Below are 17,045 nucleotides of genomic sequence, written 5' to 3' on the forward strand. Positions count from 1 at the left end.
TTCATTTAAGTTTATTTATTCCATTTTTCCCTCTTTTTTGATATAATAAATCCAGTCTGTTTTCAAAGGAGAGAAACATGCGTTTTAATCAATTCAGCTATCAACCAACCACTAGTTCTCAACGATTTGCAGAATTAGAAGGTCTTGGTCTAAAGCTGTCACCCCAACTGTCCTTAAAAAGACAGTTTGAAGACTTCATTCGTTGGAGTTTTTTCACTTATTCTGACACGGATTATGCCTTGTCGACTTTGGCTGCGGATAAAGAAACAGATTTAGTAACTTTTTTCCAGTCAGACCGTGAGTTAACTGCGGAGATTTTCTACACAGTAGTTTTTCAACTTTTAGGATTTAGCTATCTTGTTGACTTTGAGGATGCCGAACAGTTTCGTAAAGAAACTGGTTTTCCTATTGTTTATGGAGATCTCATTGAAAATCTTTATCAGTTACTCAATACGAGAACAAAAAAAGGAAATACGCTCATCGATCAACTTGTTAGTGATGGACTCATTTCAGAAGATAATCACTACCACTACTTTAACGGTAAGAGCTTGGCAACCTTCTCTACTCATGATGTCATTCGTGAAGTCGTGTATGTCGAGAGCCGTTTGGATACTGATAAAGACGGACTCCCTGACTTAGTCAAGGTCAGCATTATTCGCCCGCGTTATGATGGACAGATTCCTTCAGTCATGACTGCCAGCCCTTATCACCAAGGGACCAACGATAAAGCCAGTGACAAGGCTCTCTACAAAATGGAGGGAGAGCTTGAGGTCAAACCGCCCCACACCATTGAACTTGAGGAGCCCAAGCTGAATTTAGTCGAACCTCATGGTCAAGCAGAAGTCGTCTCAGAAGCTGAGGAAAAGCTATCTCATATCAATAGCTCATATACACTCAATGACTACTTCCTCCCACGTGGATTTGCCAATCTCTATGTATCAGGTGTTGGAACCAAAGATTCTCAAGGTCTCATGACCAATGGGGACTACCAGCAGATTGAAGCTTATAAAAATGTCATTGATTGGCTCAATGGTCGTTGTCGTGCTTTCACGGACCACACGCGCAAGCGCCAAGTCAAGGCTGACTGGTCAAACGGCAAAGTCGCAACAACAGGAATTTCCTATCTAGGTACCATGTCCAATGGTCTCGCCACCACTGGTGTTGATGGCTTGGAAGTGATCATCGCAGAAGCAGGTATTTCCTCTTGGTACAACTACTATCGGGAAAATGGTCTAGTGACCAGCCCAGGGGGCTATCCAGGTGAGGATTTTGACTCACTTGCTGAACTGACCTACTCCCGCAACCTCCAAGCTGGTGACTATATTCGTGGCAATGAAGCTCATCAAGCAGACTTAGAAAAAGTTAAAGAGAAACTCGATCGCAAGACTGGTGACTACAATCAGTTTTGGCATGACCGCAACTATCTGCTCAATGCTCACAAGGTTCAAGCCGAGGTCGTCTTTACGCATGGTTCCCAGGATTGGAACGTCAAACCTCTTCATGTTTACCAGATGTTTCATGCCCTTCCTAGCCATATCAATAAGCACCTCTTTTTCCATCATGGTGCCCATGTCTATATGAACAACTGGCAGTCGATTGACTTCCGAGAGTCCATGAATGCCTTGTTAAGTATGAAATTGCTAGGACTTGACTCAAGCTATCAACTTCCGACTGTTATATGGCAGGACAATATCGCACCGCAAAGATGGCAAGGCCTTGATAACTTTGGCAAACAGGATGAACTGCATACCTTCTCTCTCGGTAATGAGGAAAAAGTGATTCAAAACCAGTATGATCAAAAAGATTTTGATCGTTATGGAAAAACTTACCAGATCTTCAACACCGAACTTTACCAAGGTAAAGCCAATCAGATCACCATTGACCTTCCAGTAAGTCAAGACCTTCACTTAAATGGGCGAGTGGCGCTGAAACTTCGTGTCAAATCGAGTACGAACAAGGGCTTATTATCCGCCCAACTGCTAGAACTTGGACAAAAGAAATATCTGCAGCCTTATCCAGCTGTTTTAAGTGCTAGAACCATTGATAATGGTCGTTACCACATGTTAGAAAATCTCTGCGAACTGCCATTCAATCCAAGTGCCCAACGTGTCATCACCAAAGGTTACCTTAATCTTCAAAATCGAACCAATCTCTTGACGATTGAAGAAATCCAACCAAATGAATGGATGGACTTCCAGCTAGAGCTTCAACCAACTATCTACAAACTTAAAGAAGGAGATACTCTCCGTTTGGTTCTCTACACCACAGACTTTGAGATTACAATTCGAGATAATACAGACTATCAGTTGACTGTTGATTTAGCACAGTCTAGTCTTATCCTACCTTGTCAAAAGGTATAATCTACCAGACTTTCAATATGGAAGGATTCAAAGGAAAAGTCAATGAATTTGACCATTGAACTTCCTATAACCAAAGTTTTCCACTTGAACAGTCGAATCAAACATAAACTTTGTATCAAATCCAGTTCATCTGAAAGCATTTTAGAAGCCCCTAGATAGAACTTGGACAAAAGATACTAACACCCCTAACCAACATGTGTAACCATTTATCATACACGCTACTAGACCACATGTTGGAAATCACTGTGAATTAACATTTAGAGTGAATTCACAAAACGCCGTGACAAAATGCTACGCTTATTGGATGATACACTGTCATTAAAGAACATCAATGGTGATGAACGAATCGCTACCCAGTTTATCTGCACCCAACTAGTGAAAAGTTAAAAGAAGGAGAATCTCTCCATCTAGTTCTTTATCCTACTGACTTTAAAATCATCATACGTGACAATACCGCCTACCACCCGACTGACGTTTTCGTTCAGTCCACGCTTACTGTACCTTTTAAAAGGAGTACTTACTTTATGAACAAATCAGAACACAGACACCAACTTATCCGCGCCCTCGTTTCAAAAAACAAAATCCATACGCAAGCTGAATTACAAGCCTTATTAGCGGAAAATGATATCCAAGTTACTCAGGCTACCTTATCACGCGATATCAAAACTATGAACCTTTCAAAAGTGCGCGAAGAGGATAATTCTTACTATGTGCTAAATACAGGCTCTATCTCCAAATGGGAAAAACGTCTTGAAAATTATATGGAAGATGCTCTTGTTATGTTGCGTCCGGTGCAACACCAAGTTATTTTGAAAACTTTACCCGGTTTAGCCCAATCATTTGGATCTGTAATTGATTCCTTGGCTTTTCCAGATGTCGTTGCAACCCTTTGTGGAGACGATGTCTGCATGATTATCTGTGAAGATGCTGCAAAAGCGCAGGCTTGTTTTGAGAGTCTTAAAAAATATGCGCCGCCATTTTTCTTTAGTGAATAAAACAAATCCCGTGATTAAAAGATCACGGGAATTTTTTATTTCTTTGACTGTGTTTCTTCTTTCTTTGTACGCGCCAATCGAAGAGCACGTTTAGGATTGAGACGATTAAACAATTCTTCTAGTTTCTTTTCATTCCACACATCTGCTGCAGAAACAAAATTGCCATCTGCATCTCGGAATGATATCGGTTTATCTCCCATATCAATCTCCTAGTCTACAAATTCAAACTCAAATTTACCGATGCGGACCAAGTCGCCATCTTTGGCGCCACGTGCACGAAGGGCTTCGTCAACCCCCATACCACGAAGCTGACGGGCAAACTTCATGACCGATTCGTCACGGTCAAAGTTGGTCATGTTAAAGAGTTTCATTAGTTTTTCACCAGAAAGTACCCATGTCGCATCATCATCACGACTAATCTCAAAGGCTTTTTCTTCCTCGTCAAAGCCATAGTAAGCCTCTTCTTCCATATCGGATTCATCATAAATCGGGAATTCTGGAGTCTTGTCTAACAACTCGGCTGTCGCGTCCAAAAGTGTAGCCAAGCCTTGCTTGGTCAGACCAGAAATTGGGAAGATGGCTGGGAGTTCCTCAAACTCGTCGTAGTTTGCTGCCAACTTTTCCTTGAAAGTTTTCAGATTTTCCTGACTTTCAGGCATATCCATCTTGTTGGCCACGATAATCTGTGGACGTTCCATGAGACGAAGGTTATAGGATTCCAATTCCTTATTGATAGCAAGGTAGTCCTCATAAGGATCACGTCCTTCGCTAGCTGACATATCGATGACATGGAGAATAACTCGAGTGCGTTCGATATGACGAAGAAACTGGGTTCCAAGACCAACACCTTGACTAGCACCTTCAATCAAACCTGGAAGATCTGCTACTGCAAAAGATTCACCTGACTGCGTACGAACCATACCTAAATTAGGGACAATCGTCGTAAAGTGGTAAGCACCGATCTTAGGTTTAGCTGAAGTGATGACACTAAGCAAAGTTGACTTTCCGACAGATGGGAAACCGACTAGACCAACATCTGCTAAGATTTTCAATTCCAGTTGCAACTCACGTTCTTGTCCTGGTTCTCCATTCTCAGAGATTTCAGGTGCAGGATTTTTTGGAGTGGCAAAACGGATATTTCCACGACCACCTCGACCACCATGAGCCACGATAAATTCTTGACCATGTTCAATCAAGTCTGTGATGACTTTACCTGTTTCCGCATCACGTACAGTAGTCCCCTGTGGCACGCGAACACGTAGATCTTCTGCACCACGTCCGTGCATTCCTTTGGTCATTCCTTTTTCACCGGAATCAGCCTTGAAATGACGGTTATAGCGGAAATCCATCAAGGTACGTAAGCCTTCGTCTACCACGAAAACAACGTTACCTCCACGTCCACCATCACCACCCCAAGGACCGCCATTAGGGACATATTTTTCACGGCGAAAGGCAACCATGCCATCGCCACCATTACCAGCCTTGACCTTAATCTTGGCTGTATCTAAAAACATACTCATATTTTCTTCTCACTTTAAAAAGGCTGGGGAGAACCCAGTCATTAGTTATTGTTTCTATCCTCATAGCTTGCTTAGAATCTACTGAAAGCTCCAAGCGCAGTTGCAAAGATACCAGCAAGGGTTACAAACAACATGATGAGCACGACAACAAGCGTCACCTTTTCAAACAATGTTTTTTTGCGTTTTCCGTTATCTCCAAAAGCCATAACTTCTCCTTTTTCTATATAATTCTAATTTAATACTCTGATGAAACTGGTGCAATCAACCATAAAATGATATAAGCAAGGACTCCTGTCCCATAACAAAATGCAAGAACAGCCCAAATGACACGAACAATTGTTGGATCAATATCAAAATAATGAGCAACTCCTGCGCATACTCCACCAATTTTTTGATCTTTTCCGCTTCTCATTAATTTTTTCATTTTTTCTTCCTCTTATTCTATTATTTGAATTCGTCTCTCCAATAATCTCTGATGCTAGACAATTGTTTTCGAGACGCTCTTAAAATACGCTTGGATTCTTTTACTGGGCTTGTAACAGCCTGTTGAGGTAGATAGAGAATCGTTTTTAAAAAGCGCTGAGTGACAGGCTGTCCATCATGTAGCTCATGTTCAAAGTTATTTGAGATAATGGCATCAAGGTAAAACTCATGAACTCGTTTCCCAAAATTTTCAGCCGAAATCTCGTACAACTTATCCGCCAAATTTTGTTCAGACATATCAGGAGTAGCAATCAATGCTTCAAGTATAGCTCCTGCAAGCTCTCGTTCTCCATAGTAGAGGGTCCCAAACATTTTATCATTGATCAGATTTTCAAGATAGGGGTTGCCATGAGCAATAACAGGCGTTCCACTGGCTAGACTTTCTAGATAGGTTAAACCCTGAGTTTCACTCGTAGATGCTGAAATAAAGAAATCAGCTGCTTTATAGTACAAGGCTGTCTCACTGGGAGCAATCATACCTGTAAAAATCACATGTTTTTGTATGTTTAATTTCCCTGCTTGTTCTTTCAGACTGTCCAGATAAGGTCCGTCTCCAGCAACAACCAACTTCACCTTTTCTTCTTCTTTCAAAACCTGTGCAAAGGCGACTAAGACTGCTTGGATATTCTTCTCAAAGGAGATACGAGAAAGGCTCAGCAGCATTTTCTCGCCTTCCTGAATACCTAACTTCGAACGAAGCTCTAGTAAGTTTTCCTCTTTGATCTCAGGTCGTTCAAACTTAGCCAGCTCAATTCCAGTTGGGATGACACGCTTTTCAACCTTGACTTTGTATTTAGATAAAAGGTCACGAACAATCTCACTAGGGCAAATCACGCCATCTACATCATGAAGGAAGCCACGCACCAAATATTTTACCATACTCGGACGAATTAGCATGCCCTTAGCAATGTAATGCACATAGTCTTCATATTGGGTATGGTAGGTATGAATAACTGGAATTTTCAATTCTCTCGCAATCCAAATTCCTAACAAACCAAGAGAAAATTCTGTCTGGGTATGAATAATATCGAGTTGATACTGCTTGGCAATTTCAAGCGCCTTTGTAAAACCTCGGTAGGCAAATCGTCGATCCTTAAACGCAAAGAAAGGGACACTCGGAATGCGAATAATTTGCCAATCTTCGTATCGGTTCACGTCTTTATCAGTTGTTGTAAAGATAAAAACTGCATGCCCCTGCTTTTCAAGCTCAGTTTTCAAAGTCCGAATACTAGTCGCGACCCCGGAAACCTGAGGGAAATAGGTATCTGTAAATAAACCAATTCGCATAAATTACCTCACTTTTTGCCCAAAGCAGCCTGTTCTCGATAAAATTTTAACCAGATTTCCAACAAATGCTCCTCAGAGTACTCTTTGGAGATCTCGCGAGCTTTTTCTTTCAAGTCCATTAAGGCTTCAGGGTCATTCTTGTATTCTAGGATTGCTTCTCTCATCTCGGAAACATCACTTGTAGCACGATAATTCCCATCAAGAATAACCTTATACAGATCCAAATCTCTTAACATAATAGGAGCCTCACAACTAGCGGCCTCTAAGATAGTCATAGGGAATAATTCATTGTAACTTGGTAGCAAGAATAGATCCGCCATAGCGTAAAGTTCCCGCATCCGTTCCGGTGACACAATTCCAGGGAAAATAAGATTTTTGGGTGGATTGTCCATTATCTTCTTGTAGCGTTCATAACCATCTGTCATCCCACCAAATGAAAAACCACCTGCCCAGATAAAGGTAATTTCTGGCAATTCCTCAGCAAGACGGATAAAATCATCAATTCCTTTACGTTTCTGAACCTGACCCGCACCGATTACGACAAACTGATCTTCCGCAAGATCCATTTCCTTCCGGAGTTGTACAACCTGTTCAGCTGGTAATGGATGCCATTTTTCTTTGTTTACAAAATTTGGAATATAAGTTACTTTTTCACGCGGAATACCAGCAGCCACCAAATCCTCGATAAACATGGGATTGACCACCACCAAGTGTTCCATTCGGTTGTAAAAGGAAAAAACATAGCGTTTGACAATTCCTTTTAGGAAAAATGGAATCTTCAAACTCCCCTCAAGCGTATCAGGCAAAAAATGCACATAGCCAATTTTTCTCCCAGAGCGTTTCTTTTGGAAAGTAGATAAATAATAAGGGAAATCAATGGTGTGAAAATGAGTTACATCTGCCTCTACAGGAAGATTCTCTGTAACAATCAACTGGTCTTTGGCATCGCGGTGAAGGAGACTAACCAATTCTCGATAAGCTCCTGACACTCCTTGACCAGCTACTTTTTCACTTGAGCTTAGCATATTAATACGCAATTTTTCGTTTTCCATACCTTTCATTATACCATTTTATTTCCAGAAAATCAGCAAAAGAAAGAAGAGACGATTGGAAAATAGGATAATTTTATCCTTTTTCCAATCGTCTCTCGCATTTTTCTTAGTCTTTATTTAATTCCTAGAGCGATACGCGCGTATCGGCTCATTTTTTCAACTGTCCAAGCTGGATACCAGACCAATTTAACTTCGGTATTGGTTACCTCAGGCACATCTGTCATCGCATCATGTATCTGGTCTGTCAAAAGGTCAGCCAGTGGGCAGCCCATAGTTGTCAAAGTCATATCAATTTCAGTGTGACCTGTTTCACCATCAAAACGAATTTCATAAATCAAACCTAGGTTGACAATATCAATCCCCAACTCAGGGTCGATGACTTCTTCCAAAGCATTTAAAATGCGTGTTTTGATCGTTTCAATTTGCTCTTCTGTATAAGCCATGTTATTCCTCACTCTTAGTCTTCAATAAAATCACGAAGCGGTTTGCTGCGACTTGGTTGGCGCAATTTTCTCAAAGCCTTGGCCTCGATCTGACGGATACGCTCACGAGTCACGTTAAAGACTTTCCCAACATCTTCAAGAGTACGCATTTTCCCATCGTCCAAACCGAAGCGCAAGCGCAAGACGTTTTCTTCACGGTCTGTAAGAGTATCCAAGACTTCATCCAACTGCTCACGCAAGACGATACGAGTTGTGTAGTCTACGGGATTTTCAATCACTTCGTCTTCGATAAAGTCCCCAAGATGGCTATCGTCCTCTTCACCAATCGGTGTTTCAAGCGATACAGGTTCTTGGGCGATTTTTAGGATTTCACGGACCTTGTCAGGTGTCATATCCATACGCTCAGCGATTTGTTCAGGAGTTGGATCTTGCCCCAATTCTTGAAGGAGATTACGCTGTTCACGGACAAGCTTGTTGATGGTTTCAACCATGTGGACAGGGATACGAATAGTGCGGGCCTGGTCAGCGATGGCACGGGTAATCGCCTGACGAATCCACCAAGTTGCATAAGTTGAGAACTTAAATCCTTTAGAGTAGTCAAACTTATCCACTGCCTTCATCAAGCCCATGTTTCCTTCTTGGATCAAGTCAAGAAACTGCATGCCACGCCCTACGTAGCGTTTAGCGATCGAAACCACCAAACGAAGGTTGGCTTCTGCAAGACGTTGTTTGGCTTCGATATCACCAGCCTCAACTGCTAGGGCCAATTCTTTTTCCTCTTCGTTGGTCAAGAGAGGAACAACCCCGATTTCCTTCAAATACATACGGACTGGGTCATTAACCTTGGCAGAAGTTGAGCCAATCAAGTCCTCATCACTGAGTTCTGGTTCTTCTTCTGCACTAAGCACACGCGCACTTGGATTTCCTTCGTTGTCTGTGATAGAAATTCCAGCATCTTGAATCCGTTGCAAAAGGTCTTCAATGCCGTCTGCATCGAGGGTAAAAGGAATAACCAGACTTGAATTGATTTCGTCATCTGTTGCTGTTCCTGTTTTTTTGTGGTTACGGATAAAGTCTGCTACTTGCACATCAAATGTGGTTACTTCTTTTTGTTTTGTTGCCATTATTACTCCATTCTTCTCTTTTGGGAAATCAATCGTTGCAATTCTTCCAAGGCTGTGTCTGTATCTCCTACATGACTAGCTTCCTGCACTTTCTTTTTAATTCTTAAGTTGTCCTTGCTGAGGAGGGCACGGTTTCGAGTCGCTTCGACCTCCGCTAGCTCTTGAGGCGACATCTCAGCTGGCAAATCCAGACTAAGCACGTGGTACCAAGCATTTTCAACCTCAGGTGTCTGATGAGAAAGCTCCTCTGAGCCGACTTCTCCCTGCTCACTTAATAATTCGTAAAGAATCTGAAATTCTGGGGTATCAAAGAAAAAATCTTCTCTTAATCGGTAGTCATTTAACACAACTGGGTTCTCAGCCATCCTATAGAGGAGATGAGCCTCTGCTCTCATGACTGCTGTCAGTTGCCGCGTTACAGGTAAAGTAATCGCTGCTGGAGGTTGCTCCTCTTTGACTCTTTCCTGCCTCTGGACAATCCGACTTTCATTTACAATCTGCTCCACCTGTTGGTAATCAAAAGAAGGTAGATTATCCGCCAAAATGTGGATATAAGAATTCTGGGCAGTGATAGACTTTTCTTTGGCGATTAGGGGCGCAATCTTTTCAATGAATTCGATTTGCGCCTGTAAGTTATCACTATTTTCAGGCTTTAGCTGGTGAATATAGAACTCTATAGGACTAATCCGAGTCTTGGTTAAAAGGTAAGCCAGGTCTTCAGCAGAATTCTTTTGCAAATACTCATCTGGGTCCATGGCATCAGGTACTCGGACAACCTCAACTGAGAAGTCTTTTAACTCCTCTAGAGCCTTGGCTGTTGCTGCCTGCCCTGCCTTGTCACCATCATAGCTGAGAACTATCTTTTTGGTAAAGCGTTTGAGGTGATCAACATGCTCCTTGCTTAAGGCTGTTCCCATGGAAGCTACAGCATTTTCTATACCAGCACGGTAGGCCGCGATCACATCCATGAAGCCTTCCATCAGATAGAGCTCTGTAATCTTACCTGTTCCCTTTTTTGCCTTGTCCAAATGATACAATTCGTAACTCTTGTTAAAAATTGCAGTCGAGCGACTATTTTTATATTTGGCAGTCTGACTATCCGTTTCTTGCCAGATACGACCTGAAAAGGCAATGACCTGTCCCTTGTCATTGGTCAAAGGAAAGATGATCCGTCCAAAGAAAGTATCATAAAATTGATTACCATCTGACAGATAAAACAAGCCCGAATCCAATAAATCCTTTTCCTCAAACTTGTCAGCTAAACGTTGATAGAGATAAGTTCTCTCTGCTGGAGCTAGTCCAATCTGGAAGTGCTTCAGAACATCATCTGTCAATCCGCGTTTGTAGAGATAAGCCCTTGCTTCTTCTCCCATCTTTGTCGTCATGAGGATGGCATGGTAAAAACGGGCAGCTTCTTCATGCATATCGTATAGAGCTTGATGAGGGGAAGTTTGTTGGGGACGAGACTGTACCGGCGTAGCTAGTTGAATACCGACGCGCTCTCCTAAGAGCTGAACGGCTTCCATGAAGGACACACCTTGGTATTCTTCGATAAACTTAAAGACATCTCCTGAACGACCACAGCCAAAACAGTGATAAAACTGCTTGTCTTCCACAACGTTGAAAGAAGGGGTCTTTTCACCATGAAAAGGACAGAGCCCTAAATAGTTCCGTCCAGCCTTTTGTAAAGAAATCACATCACCTATGACTTCCACAATGTTGGCATTGTTTTTGATTTCTTCAATGACTTTCTTGTCAACCATACACAATACCTCCATCTTATCATAGTTTCACGTAAACTAGTATAGCTCATTTCTGAAAAAAAGTAAACCATTTCATACGCTTTCCGTAATTCTCTTTGCCTTATTTTTCTAGATAGAAAGAGGTGATAAAAAACTCAGAAACACTTCCATGTTTCTAAGTTAATTTTCACTATTTTTTGATGGTTACTTCACTCATCTATTCAAATAATTGATAGTAGTCTGAAATTTTCATCTTAGCTTTTTCTTCTTTATTGAGGTCTTGGATGATGCGACCTTCCTTCATGACAATCAGACGGTTTCCATACTTCAGTGCATCTTCCATATGGTGGGTAATCATCAAGGCTGTTAGATGATCTTTGCTGACAAAGTCATCTGTTAATTCCATCAATGCCACACTTGTTTTTGGGTCAAGGGCTGCTGTGTGTTCATCCAACAAGAGCAACTCTGGTCGTTTCAAAGTTGCCATCAAGAGACTCAAGGCCTGACGTTGTCCACCTGAAAGAAACTCAATAGGAGTGTCCAGATGTTTTTCAAGACCATTTCCAACCTTTTCAATGGTAGTCTGGAACTCTTCCCTATGGCTTGAAAGCCTTCTAGGCAGGAGTCCTCTCTTCTCACCACGAAACTTGGCAATCAAGAGATTTTCCGCCACTGTCATACGGGGAGCCGTACCCATCTTAGGATCCTGAAAGACGCGAGACAAGTACTTAGCCCGCTTTTCAGGTGAAAAATTCGTCACGTCCTCCCCCATGATACGGATATTTCCACTTGTTAAAGGTAAGGTACCTGCAATCGTGTTAAAAAGCGTTGATTTCCCCGCTCCATTTCCCCCTAAGATGGTAATGAAATCATGTTCGAAAATTTCAAGAGAAACATCATTCAGAATGATTTTTTCTTCGTCAAAGCCATTGGTGATGACTTTGGTAGCATTTTTTAATTCTACAATTGCTGTCATTTGCTAAACTTGACTCCTTTCAGGTATTTGCTTTTGAAGGTTGGAATCATGAGGCAAACTGCCAAAATCAAGGCGCTGTACAAACGAAGATAACTTGTATTAAACCCAAGAGCAATCACTCCCCAAACGAGGAACTGATAAGCGATAGAGCTTACAACGATGGTCATGAGTCGCTCTGCCAAGGTCAAACTCTTGAACAATACCTCACCAATAATCAAGCTAGCAAGCCCTACAACAATCACCCCGATTCCTCGAGAAACATCCGCGTATCCTTCTTGTTGAGCAATTAAGGCCCCTGCAAGCGCGATAATCCCATTTGAGAGAACCAAGCCCATGAGTTCCATACGTCCTGTATTGATACCAAAACTACGAGCCATATCAGGATTATCACCTGTAGCAATGTAGGCTTGACCTAGTTTGGTATCAAGGAAAAAGAGCATGAGACCAATAACAAGAGCTACAAAGATTAATCCAGTCAGGAGTTGGTTAAGGTCTGAATCGAAAGGCAAGAAATCCTGAATTTGCTTGGTTCCAAGAAGCCCCAGATTGGCACGCCCCATAATCATGAGCATGATGGAATGGCAGGAAGTCATGACCAGAATCCCTGATAAGAGGGTTGGGATTTTTCCTTTGGTATATAAGAGTCCCGTCGCCATTCCAGCTAGACAGCCCGCTCCTACTGCAGCTAAGGTCGCTAAGAATGGATTGACTCCCTGTGTTATCAAGGTTACAGCTACTGCTCCCCCTAGAGGAAAAGAACCTTCAGTAGTCATATCTGGAAAATTCAAAATTCGAAAAGTCATAAAGATTCCCAAACCTAGAATCGCCCAGACCATCCCCTGTGAAATAATGGATACTATCATAATCTTTCACTCATTTCTTTCTTTAGTAAAAATGGGAGGAGATGTGTCCAGCTCCTCCTTTATCTTTATTCAATCACTTGTCCTGCTTCTTTTAGAACGGACTCAGGAATGGTGATACCAAGTTCCTGCGCTAGTTTTTTGTTAATCACTGACTTACCAGTTGAAAAGACATTAACTGGTGTATCAGCTGGTTTTTCACCTTTCAAAACTTTGGCAATCATTTTACCAGTAGCCACACCAAGATCGTGTTGGTCAACTACTACAGATGCTAATCCACCTGCTTCTACCATGGCAGTGGCACTTGGATAGATTGGCTTTTTAGCTGTTTGGTTGCTTGAAACAACTGTTGAAAATGCGGATGCGATGGTGTTATCAATTGGAACCCAAATCGCATCGACCTTGCTGGTCATAACATTGACTGTTGAAGCAATTTCATTGGTTGATGGAACGGCAAATGTTTCGACTGTCAAACCTGCTTTTTCAGCATAAGCCTTGAATTCTTCAACTTGTGATTTTGAGTTATCTTCACTGCTTGAGTAGAGAGCTCCGATCGTTTTGACATTTGGTGTGAGGGTTTTAATCAACTCTACTTGCTGTTCAGCTGGGTTATGGTCTGACACCCCTGTGATGTTGCCACCTGGTTTTTTCAAATCTTTGACCAAGTTAGCACCGATTGGGTCTGTAATAGCAGCCATGATAACAGGTAGGTCTTTTGTAGCACTAGCAAGTCCTTGAGCAGCTGGTGTTGCGATCCCAACAACAACATCGTTTCCATTAGCAACCAATTGTTTACTCATGGTTGCAACCTTGCTCTGATCGCCTTCAGAGTTCATAAAGTCGATTTTTACCTGGTCGTCCTTATAGCCTTCTTCAGCTAGTCCATCTTGAATTCCTTGGTAAATCAAGTCCAAGGATGGGTGACTAACAAATTGAAGGACACCAACCTTAGCGACCTTTTGCTCTTCCTTAGCTGCTGGCTTGTTCATAGATGAATAAATCAAGCTAGCCACCACCAATACTGCTAATCCAGCGACAATTCCAATCAAACGTTTATTTTTCATTTTTCTTTCTCCTTAATTCTTTTACCTTAATTTTTTAAATCACATCATCAAGCGATGCCATCGTTTAAATTCCAATATCTTTCCTCCTCATAGAAAAAGTCCTCACACAAAAAACTTGTGTGAGGACGTCGATGCGCGGTGCCACCTCAATTATAGGGAATATCCCTATCGCTCTTTCTCGCAATAACGAGTTGCACTGTAAGGTGTGCTCACCGAATTTTTATGATTTCAAATTCTTAAGTACATTCAGCCCAATTTCATCACTTTCATCTATCTGCTTTCACCAACCACAGACTCTCTAAAAAATGAGCATGATTACTTTCTGAATGTTTAAATTATATCATTTTTCAACTACTTGTCAAGCTTATTTTTAGAATTTTTTAAACAATTCAAAAACTTCCCCTTTATAAAAGAGGAGGTTTGTAGAATATCAGCCTGAATTACGCAAACCAGTTGCAATTCCGTTGATAGTTGTATGAATCAGTTTTTCTTCGTCAGCCGACAATTCGCCGCGACGTTGACGTTTGATCAACTCCAACTGGATGTAGTTCAGGATATTAAAGTAAGGCATACGATAGTTTAGACTGTCTTTTAGGTAAGAGTTTTCTGCCAAGAGTTCGTCATAACCTTCGATAGCTAAAATAACGTCCTTAGTCAACTGCCATTCATCTAAAATAGTGTAGTAGATAGCTTGTACTTCTTCGTCTTCACAGAGCTTGGCATATTCAAAAGCAATGTTCATGTTAGACTTAGATAAGACCATGTCCACATTGGAAAGAAGAGATTGGAAGAAAGGCCAGTTTTGGTACATATCACGAAGGAACTCGATATTCTTTGGATCTTGATCAATAAACTCTTTAAAGCTGGATCCCACACCATACCACCCAGGGAACATGACACGACTTTGTGACCATGAGAAGACCCAAGGAATGGCACGCAAACCGCCAATTTCAGTGATGGTCTTACGAGCTGCTGGACGCGAACCGATATTGAAGCTTGAAATAGCCTTGATTGGACTTGATTCAAAGAAATAGTCATAGAAATGTTCATTTCCAAAGACCAAATCACGATAGATATCGTAGCTACGGTCCACTACTTGATCCATAATAGCTTCGTAACGATTTGACGTATTGGTATCACTCTTCTTCTTGGTAATCATACGGTTAATGGCTGCAGAAACCAACATTTCAAGGTTGTAATAAGCAGCGTCTTTGTTACCGTATTTGTTTCCAATGACTTCTCCCTGCTCAGTCAGACGGATACGGTCCTTGATAGACTTGAGTGGTTGAGATGTGATAGCTTCATAAGTTGGTCCACCACCACGACCCACAGTACCACCACGACCGTGGAAGAAAGTGACCTTAACGCCAAATTCATCTCCAATAGCAGTCAGTTGTTGTTGCGCTTTATAGAGAGTCCAACATGATGACAGGTATCCTCCGTCCTTGTTACTATCAGAATAGCCAAGCATGATTTCTTGGTAGTTGTCTTTTGAAGCAATCCATTTTTTAGCCAAAGGAAGAGAGAAATATCTTCTCATGGTTTCTTCTGAGTGATCCAAATCTTCAATCGTTTCAAAGAGAGGAACAATCTGAACGCGGGCTTTTTGGGCATCCACCAAGCCGACTTCCTTAAGCATAATGGCTAGCTCTAACATATCGGATACACTGGTTGCATGAGAAATGATGGTTTGACGAATAACATTTTCACCCAGTTTATCCTTCAACTTGCGCGCAGTTTTAAAGATAGAGAGTTCTTTTTCAAGCAGTTCTGACTTTTCAGCATGAGTCGCTGAGAGGATACGAGGATCTTCTTCCAACTCTTTTAAGAGGAGGGCACATTTTTCGTCTTCAGATAGATCGCTATAGTGATCATTGATACCAGCAGATGCTAGCAATTCAGCTACACAGGCTTCATGAACACTAGAGTCTTGGCGCATATCAATAGAAGCAAGGTAGAAACCAAAAATTTCGACAGCTTGCATCAACTCGACAAATTCTCCTGAAATCAGGTATTCTCCCTTATTCTCAAGGAGAGAATCGCGAATGGCCAACAAATCTTGATAGAATTCATCTGCAGTGGCATATCTTGGCTGAAGATCCTTGTCTTCAATGAGATAAGCCTTGGTAGCCTGCATCTTAGCTTGGATGTCAAAAAGAGCACGACGATAGAGTTCTTTTTCACGATAAATCGAGTTATCTTGTGACTTCAGCGCCATCTCACGGACCTTGTCGCTGACATTCACGATACTGGTTGAAAGTGAAAATTCACGGTAAAGATTATAAATCTTTTCATCATAGTAGTTCATGATGACTTCACACTGAGTCAAGGCTGATTTATTGAGAGTTTCCGCTGTTACGAAAGGATTTCCATCACGGTCTCCTCCTATCCACATCCCCATAGTAATCGGTTTTGGATGCTCAAGCTCGATACCTTGTTCTTTAGCCAATTTTTTATACTCAGCTGTCAAACGCGGAACAGCATTCAGGAAAGAACTTTGGTAATACTCCATCACGTTGGTGATTTCGTTGGTTACTTTCAATTTCTTCTCACGAATCATGTCCGTTTGCATGATAATTTCAATATAACGGCGGAGATCTGTGTGCCATTTTTCTTTATTAATCAAGCCGAGTTTGACATCACGGTACTTGCGCAAGAGCGTATGGATGTGGTTGGTTAAATCCAGCATACTCTTGCGTTGTACTTGCGTTGGATGAGCGGTCAAGACAGGAACGACATTTAACTTTTCTAAAATTTCGGCTGCATTTTCTTTTTCAGCTACCATCTTAATCGTTGTAGATAGTTTTCCTAGATAGTCTTGGTCCACATTGTTTTGGTGATTGATTTCATAGGCCAAATCCACATCCTCAGAGATATTAATCAAAAGTGGAAGGATAGAGAAATAGCGTGAAATGTAAATCATTTCTTCATTCGAAAGACTGGTCACTAGGTCATTGAGCCCTTGATAATTCTCGCTAGTTGATAATTCCTTCAACTGGATAATCTTTTCAAAGGTTTCTGGCGCCAGCATATTTTTTGTGATATCTTCTAATAGCTCAGTCAGAATCAAGACTTCTTCTTGGACGACTGCTTTATTACTATAGTTTTCTAATTTTTGAAGAGACATATACTTTCCTTT

15 protein-coding genes and 1 other annotated feature are annotated in these 17,045 nt (G+C 41.5%); of the genes, 2 read left to right on the top strand and 13 right to left on the bottom strand.

Going from position 1 to position 17,045, the window contains the following annotated elements:
* Positions 1-77 precede the first annotated feature (77 nt).
* The gene (locus M1F65_RS03430; protein ID WP_049550414.1) at positions 78-2,360 is read left to right on the top strand and encodes a Xaa-Pro dipeptidyl-peptidase; all 2,283 of its coding nucleotides are present in this window, start codon (positions 78-80) and stop codon (positions 2,358-2,360) included.
* A gap of 524 nt (positions 2,361-2,884) precedes the next feature.
* Positions 2,885-3,355: an arginine repressor gene (locus M1F65_RS03435; RefSeq protein ID WP_001043019.1), complete on the top strand. Its 471-nt coding sequence runs from the start codon at positions 2,885-2,887 to the stop codon at positions 3,353-3,355.
* 35 nt (positions 3,356-3,390) lie between these two features.
* Here M1F65_RS03435 and M1F65_RS03440 read toward each other — a convergent pair whose 3' ends face one another.
* The 13 genes from M1F65_RS03440 to ppc form a co-directional block, all read right to left on the bottom strand.
* A complete protein-coding gene (locus M1F65_RS03440) occupies positions 3,391-3,555 on the bottom strand; it encodes a hypothetical protein (RefSeq protein ID WP_000502578.1) in 165 nt (54 codons plus the stop codon).
* 9 nt (positions 3,556-3,564) lie between these two features.
* Entirely contained in the window at positions 3,565-4,875 is a 1,311-nt protein-coding gene (gene obgE, locus M1F65_RS03445; protein WP_000061637.1) for a GTPase ObgE, read from the bottom strand.
* Between the two features lie 71 nt (positions 4,876-4,946).
* Positions 4,947-5,081, bottom strand: coding sequence for a DUF4044 domain-containing protein (locus M1F65_RS03450; RefSeq protein ID WP_000863851.1), 135 nt, complete (start codon positions 5,079-5,081; stop codon positions 4,947-4,949).
* A 29-nt stretch (positions 5,082-5,110) separates the two neighbouring features.
* Positions 5,111-5,299, bottom strand: a complete 189-nt coding sequence (locus tag M1F65_RS03455) for a PspC domain-containing protein (RefSeq protein ID WP_000735788.1) — start codon at positions 5,297-5,299, stop codon at positions 5,111-5,113.
* A 20-nt stretch (positions 5,300-5,319) separates the two neighbouring features.
* On the bottom strand, positions 5,320-6,645 hold the full coding sequence (locus M1F65_RS03460) for a glycosyltransferase family 4 protein (protein ID WP_049500621.1): 1,326 nt from the start codon (positions 6,643-6,645) through the stop codon (positions 5,320-5,322).
* Positions 6,646-6,653: 8 nt separating this feature from the next.
* The gene (locus M1F65_RS03465; RefSeq protein ID WP_247925482.1) at positions 6,654-7,697 is read right to left on the bottom strand and encodes a glycosyltransferase family 4 protein; all 1,044 of its coding nucleotides are present in this window, start codon (positions 7,695-7,697) and stop codon (positions 6,654-6,656) included.
* Between the two features lie 113 nt (positions 7,698-7,810).
* A complete protein-coding gene (locus M1F65_RS03470) occupies positions 7,811-8,140 on the bottom strand; it encodes a metal-sulfur cluster assembly factor (protein WP_000331930.1) in 330 nt (109 codons plus the stop codon).
* A gap of 14 nt (positions 8,141-8,154) precedes the next feature.
* A complete protein-coding gene (rpoD, locus tag M1F65_RS03475) occupies positions 8,155-9,264 on the bottom strand; it encodes an RNA polymerase sigma factor RpoD (protein WP_000201892.1) in 1,110 nt (369 codons plus the stop codon).
* Positions 9,265-9,266: 2 nt separating this feature from the next.
* On the bottom strand, positions 9,267-11,027 hold the full coding sequence (gene dnaG, locus M1F65_RS03480; protein ID WP_247925483.1) for a DNA primase: 1,761 nt from the start codon (positions 11,025-11,027) through the stop codon (positions 9,267-9,269).
* 196 nt (positions 11,028-11,223) lie between these two features.
* The gene (locus tag M1F65_RS03485) at positions 11,224-11,982 is read right to left on the bottom strand and encodes an ABC transporter ATP-binding protein (RefSeq protein WP_000125417.1); all 759 of its coding nucleotides are present in this window, start codon (positions 11,980-11,982) and stop codon (positions 11,224-11,226) included.
* The gene (locus M1F65_RS03490) at positions 11,979-12,845 is read right to left on the bottom strand and encodes an ABC transporter permease (RefSeq protein WP_247925484.1); all 867 of its coding nucleotides are present in this window, start codon (positions 12,843-12,845) and stop codon (positions 11,979-11,981) included. The genes M1F65_RS03485 and M1F65_RS03490 overlap by 4 nt, the downstream gene beginning before the upstream one ends.
* A 65-nt stretch (positions 12,846-12,910) precedes the next feature.
* Positions 12,911-13,906 carry a tryptophan ABC transporter substrate-binding protein gene (gene trpX, locus M1F65_RS03495; protein ID WP_049479003.1) on the bottom strand — a complete coding sequence of 332 codons (996 nt, stop codon included), beginning with the start codon at positions 13,904-13,906 and terminating at the stop codon, positions 12,911-12,913.
* A 118-nt stretch (positions 13,907-14,024) separates the two neighbouring features.
* Positions 14,025-14,240, bottom strand: a binding site (T-box leader).
* Between the two features lie 96 nt (positions 14,241-14,336).
* On the bottom strand, positions 14,337-17,033 hold the full coding sequence (ppc, locus tag M1F65_RS03500; RefSeq protein WP_247925485.1) for a phosphoenolpyruvate carboxylase: 2,697 nt from the start codon (positions 17,031-17,033) through the stop codon (positions 14,337-14,339).
* Positions 17,034-17,045 lie beyond the last annotated feature (12 nt).

Source organism: Streptococcus oralis, from assembly GCF_023109195.1.
GTDB classification, from domain to species: Bacteria; Bacillota; Bacilli; order Lactobacillales; family Streptococcaceae; genus Streptococcus; species Streptococcus oralis_BV.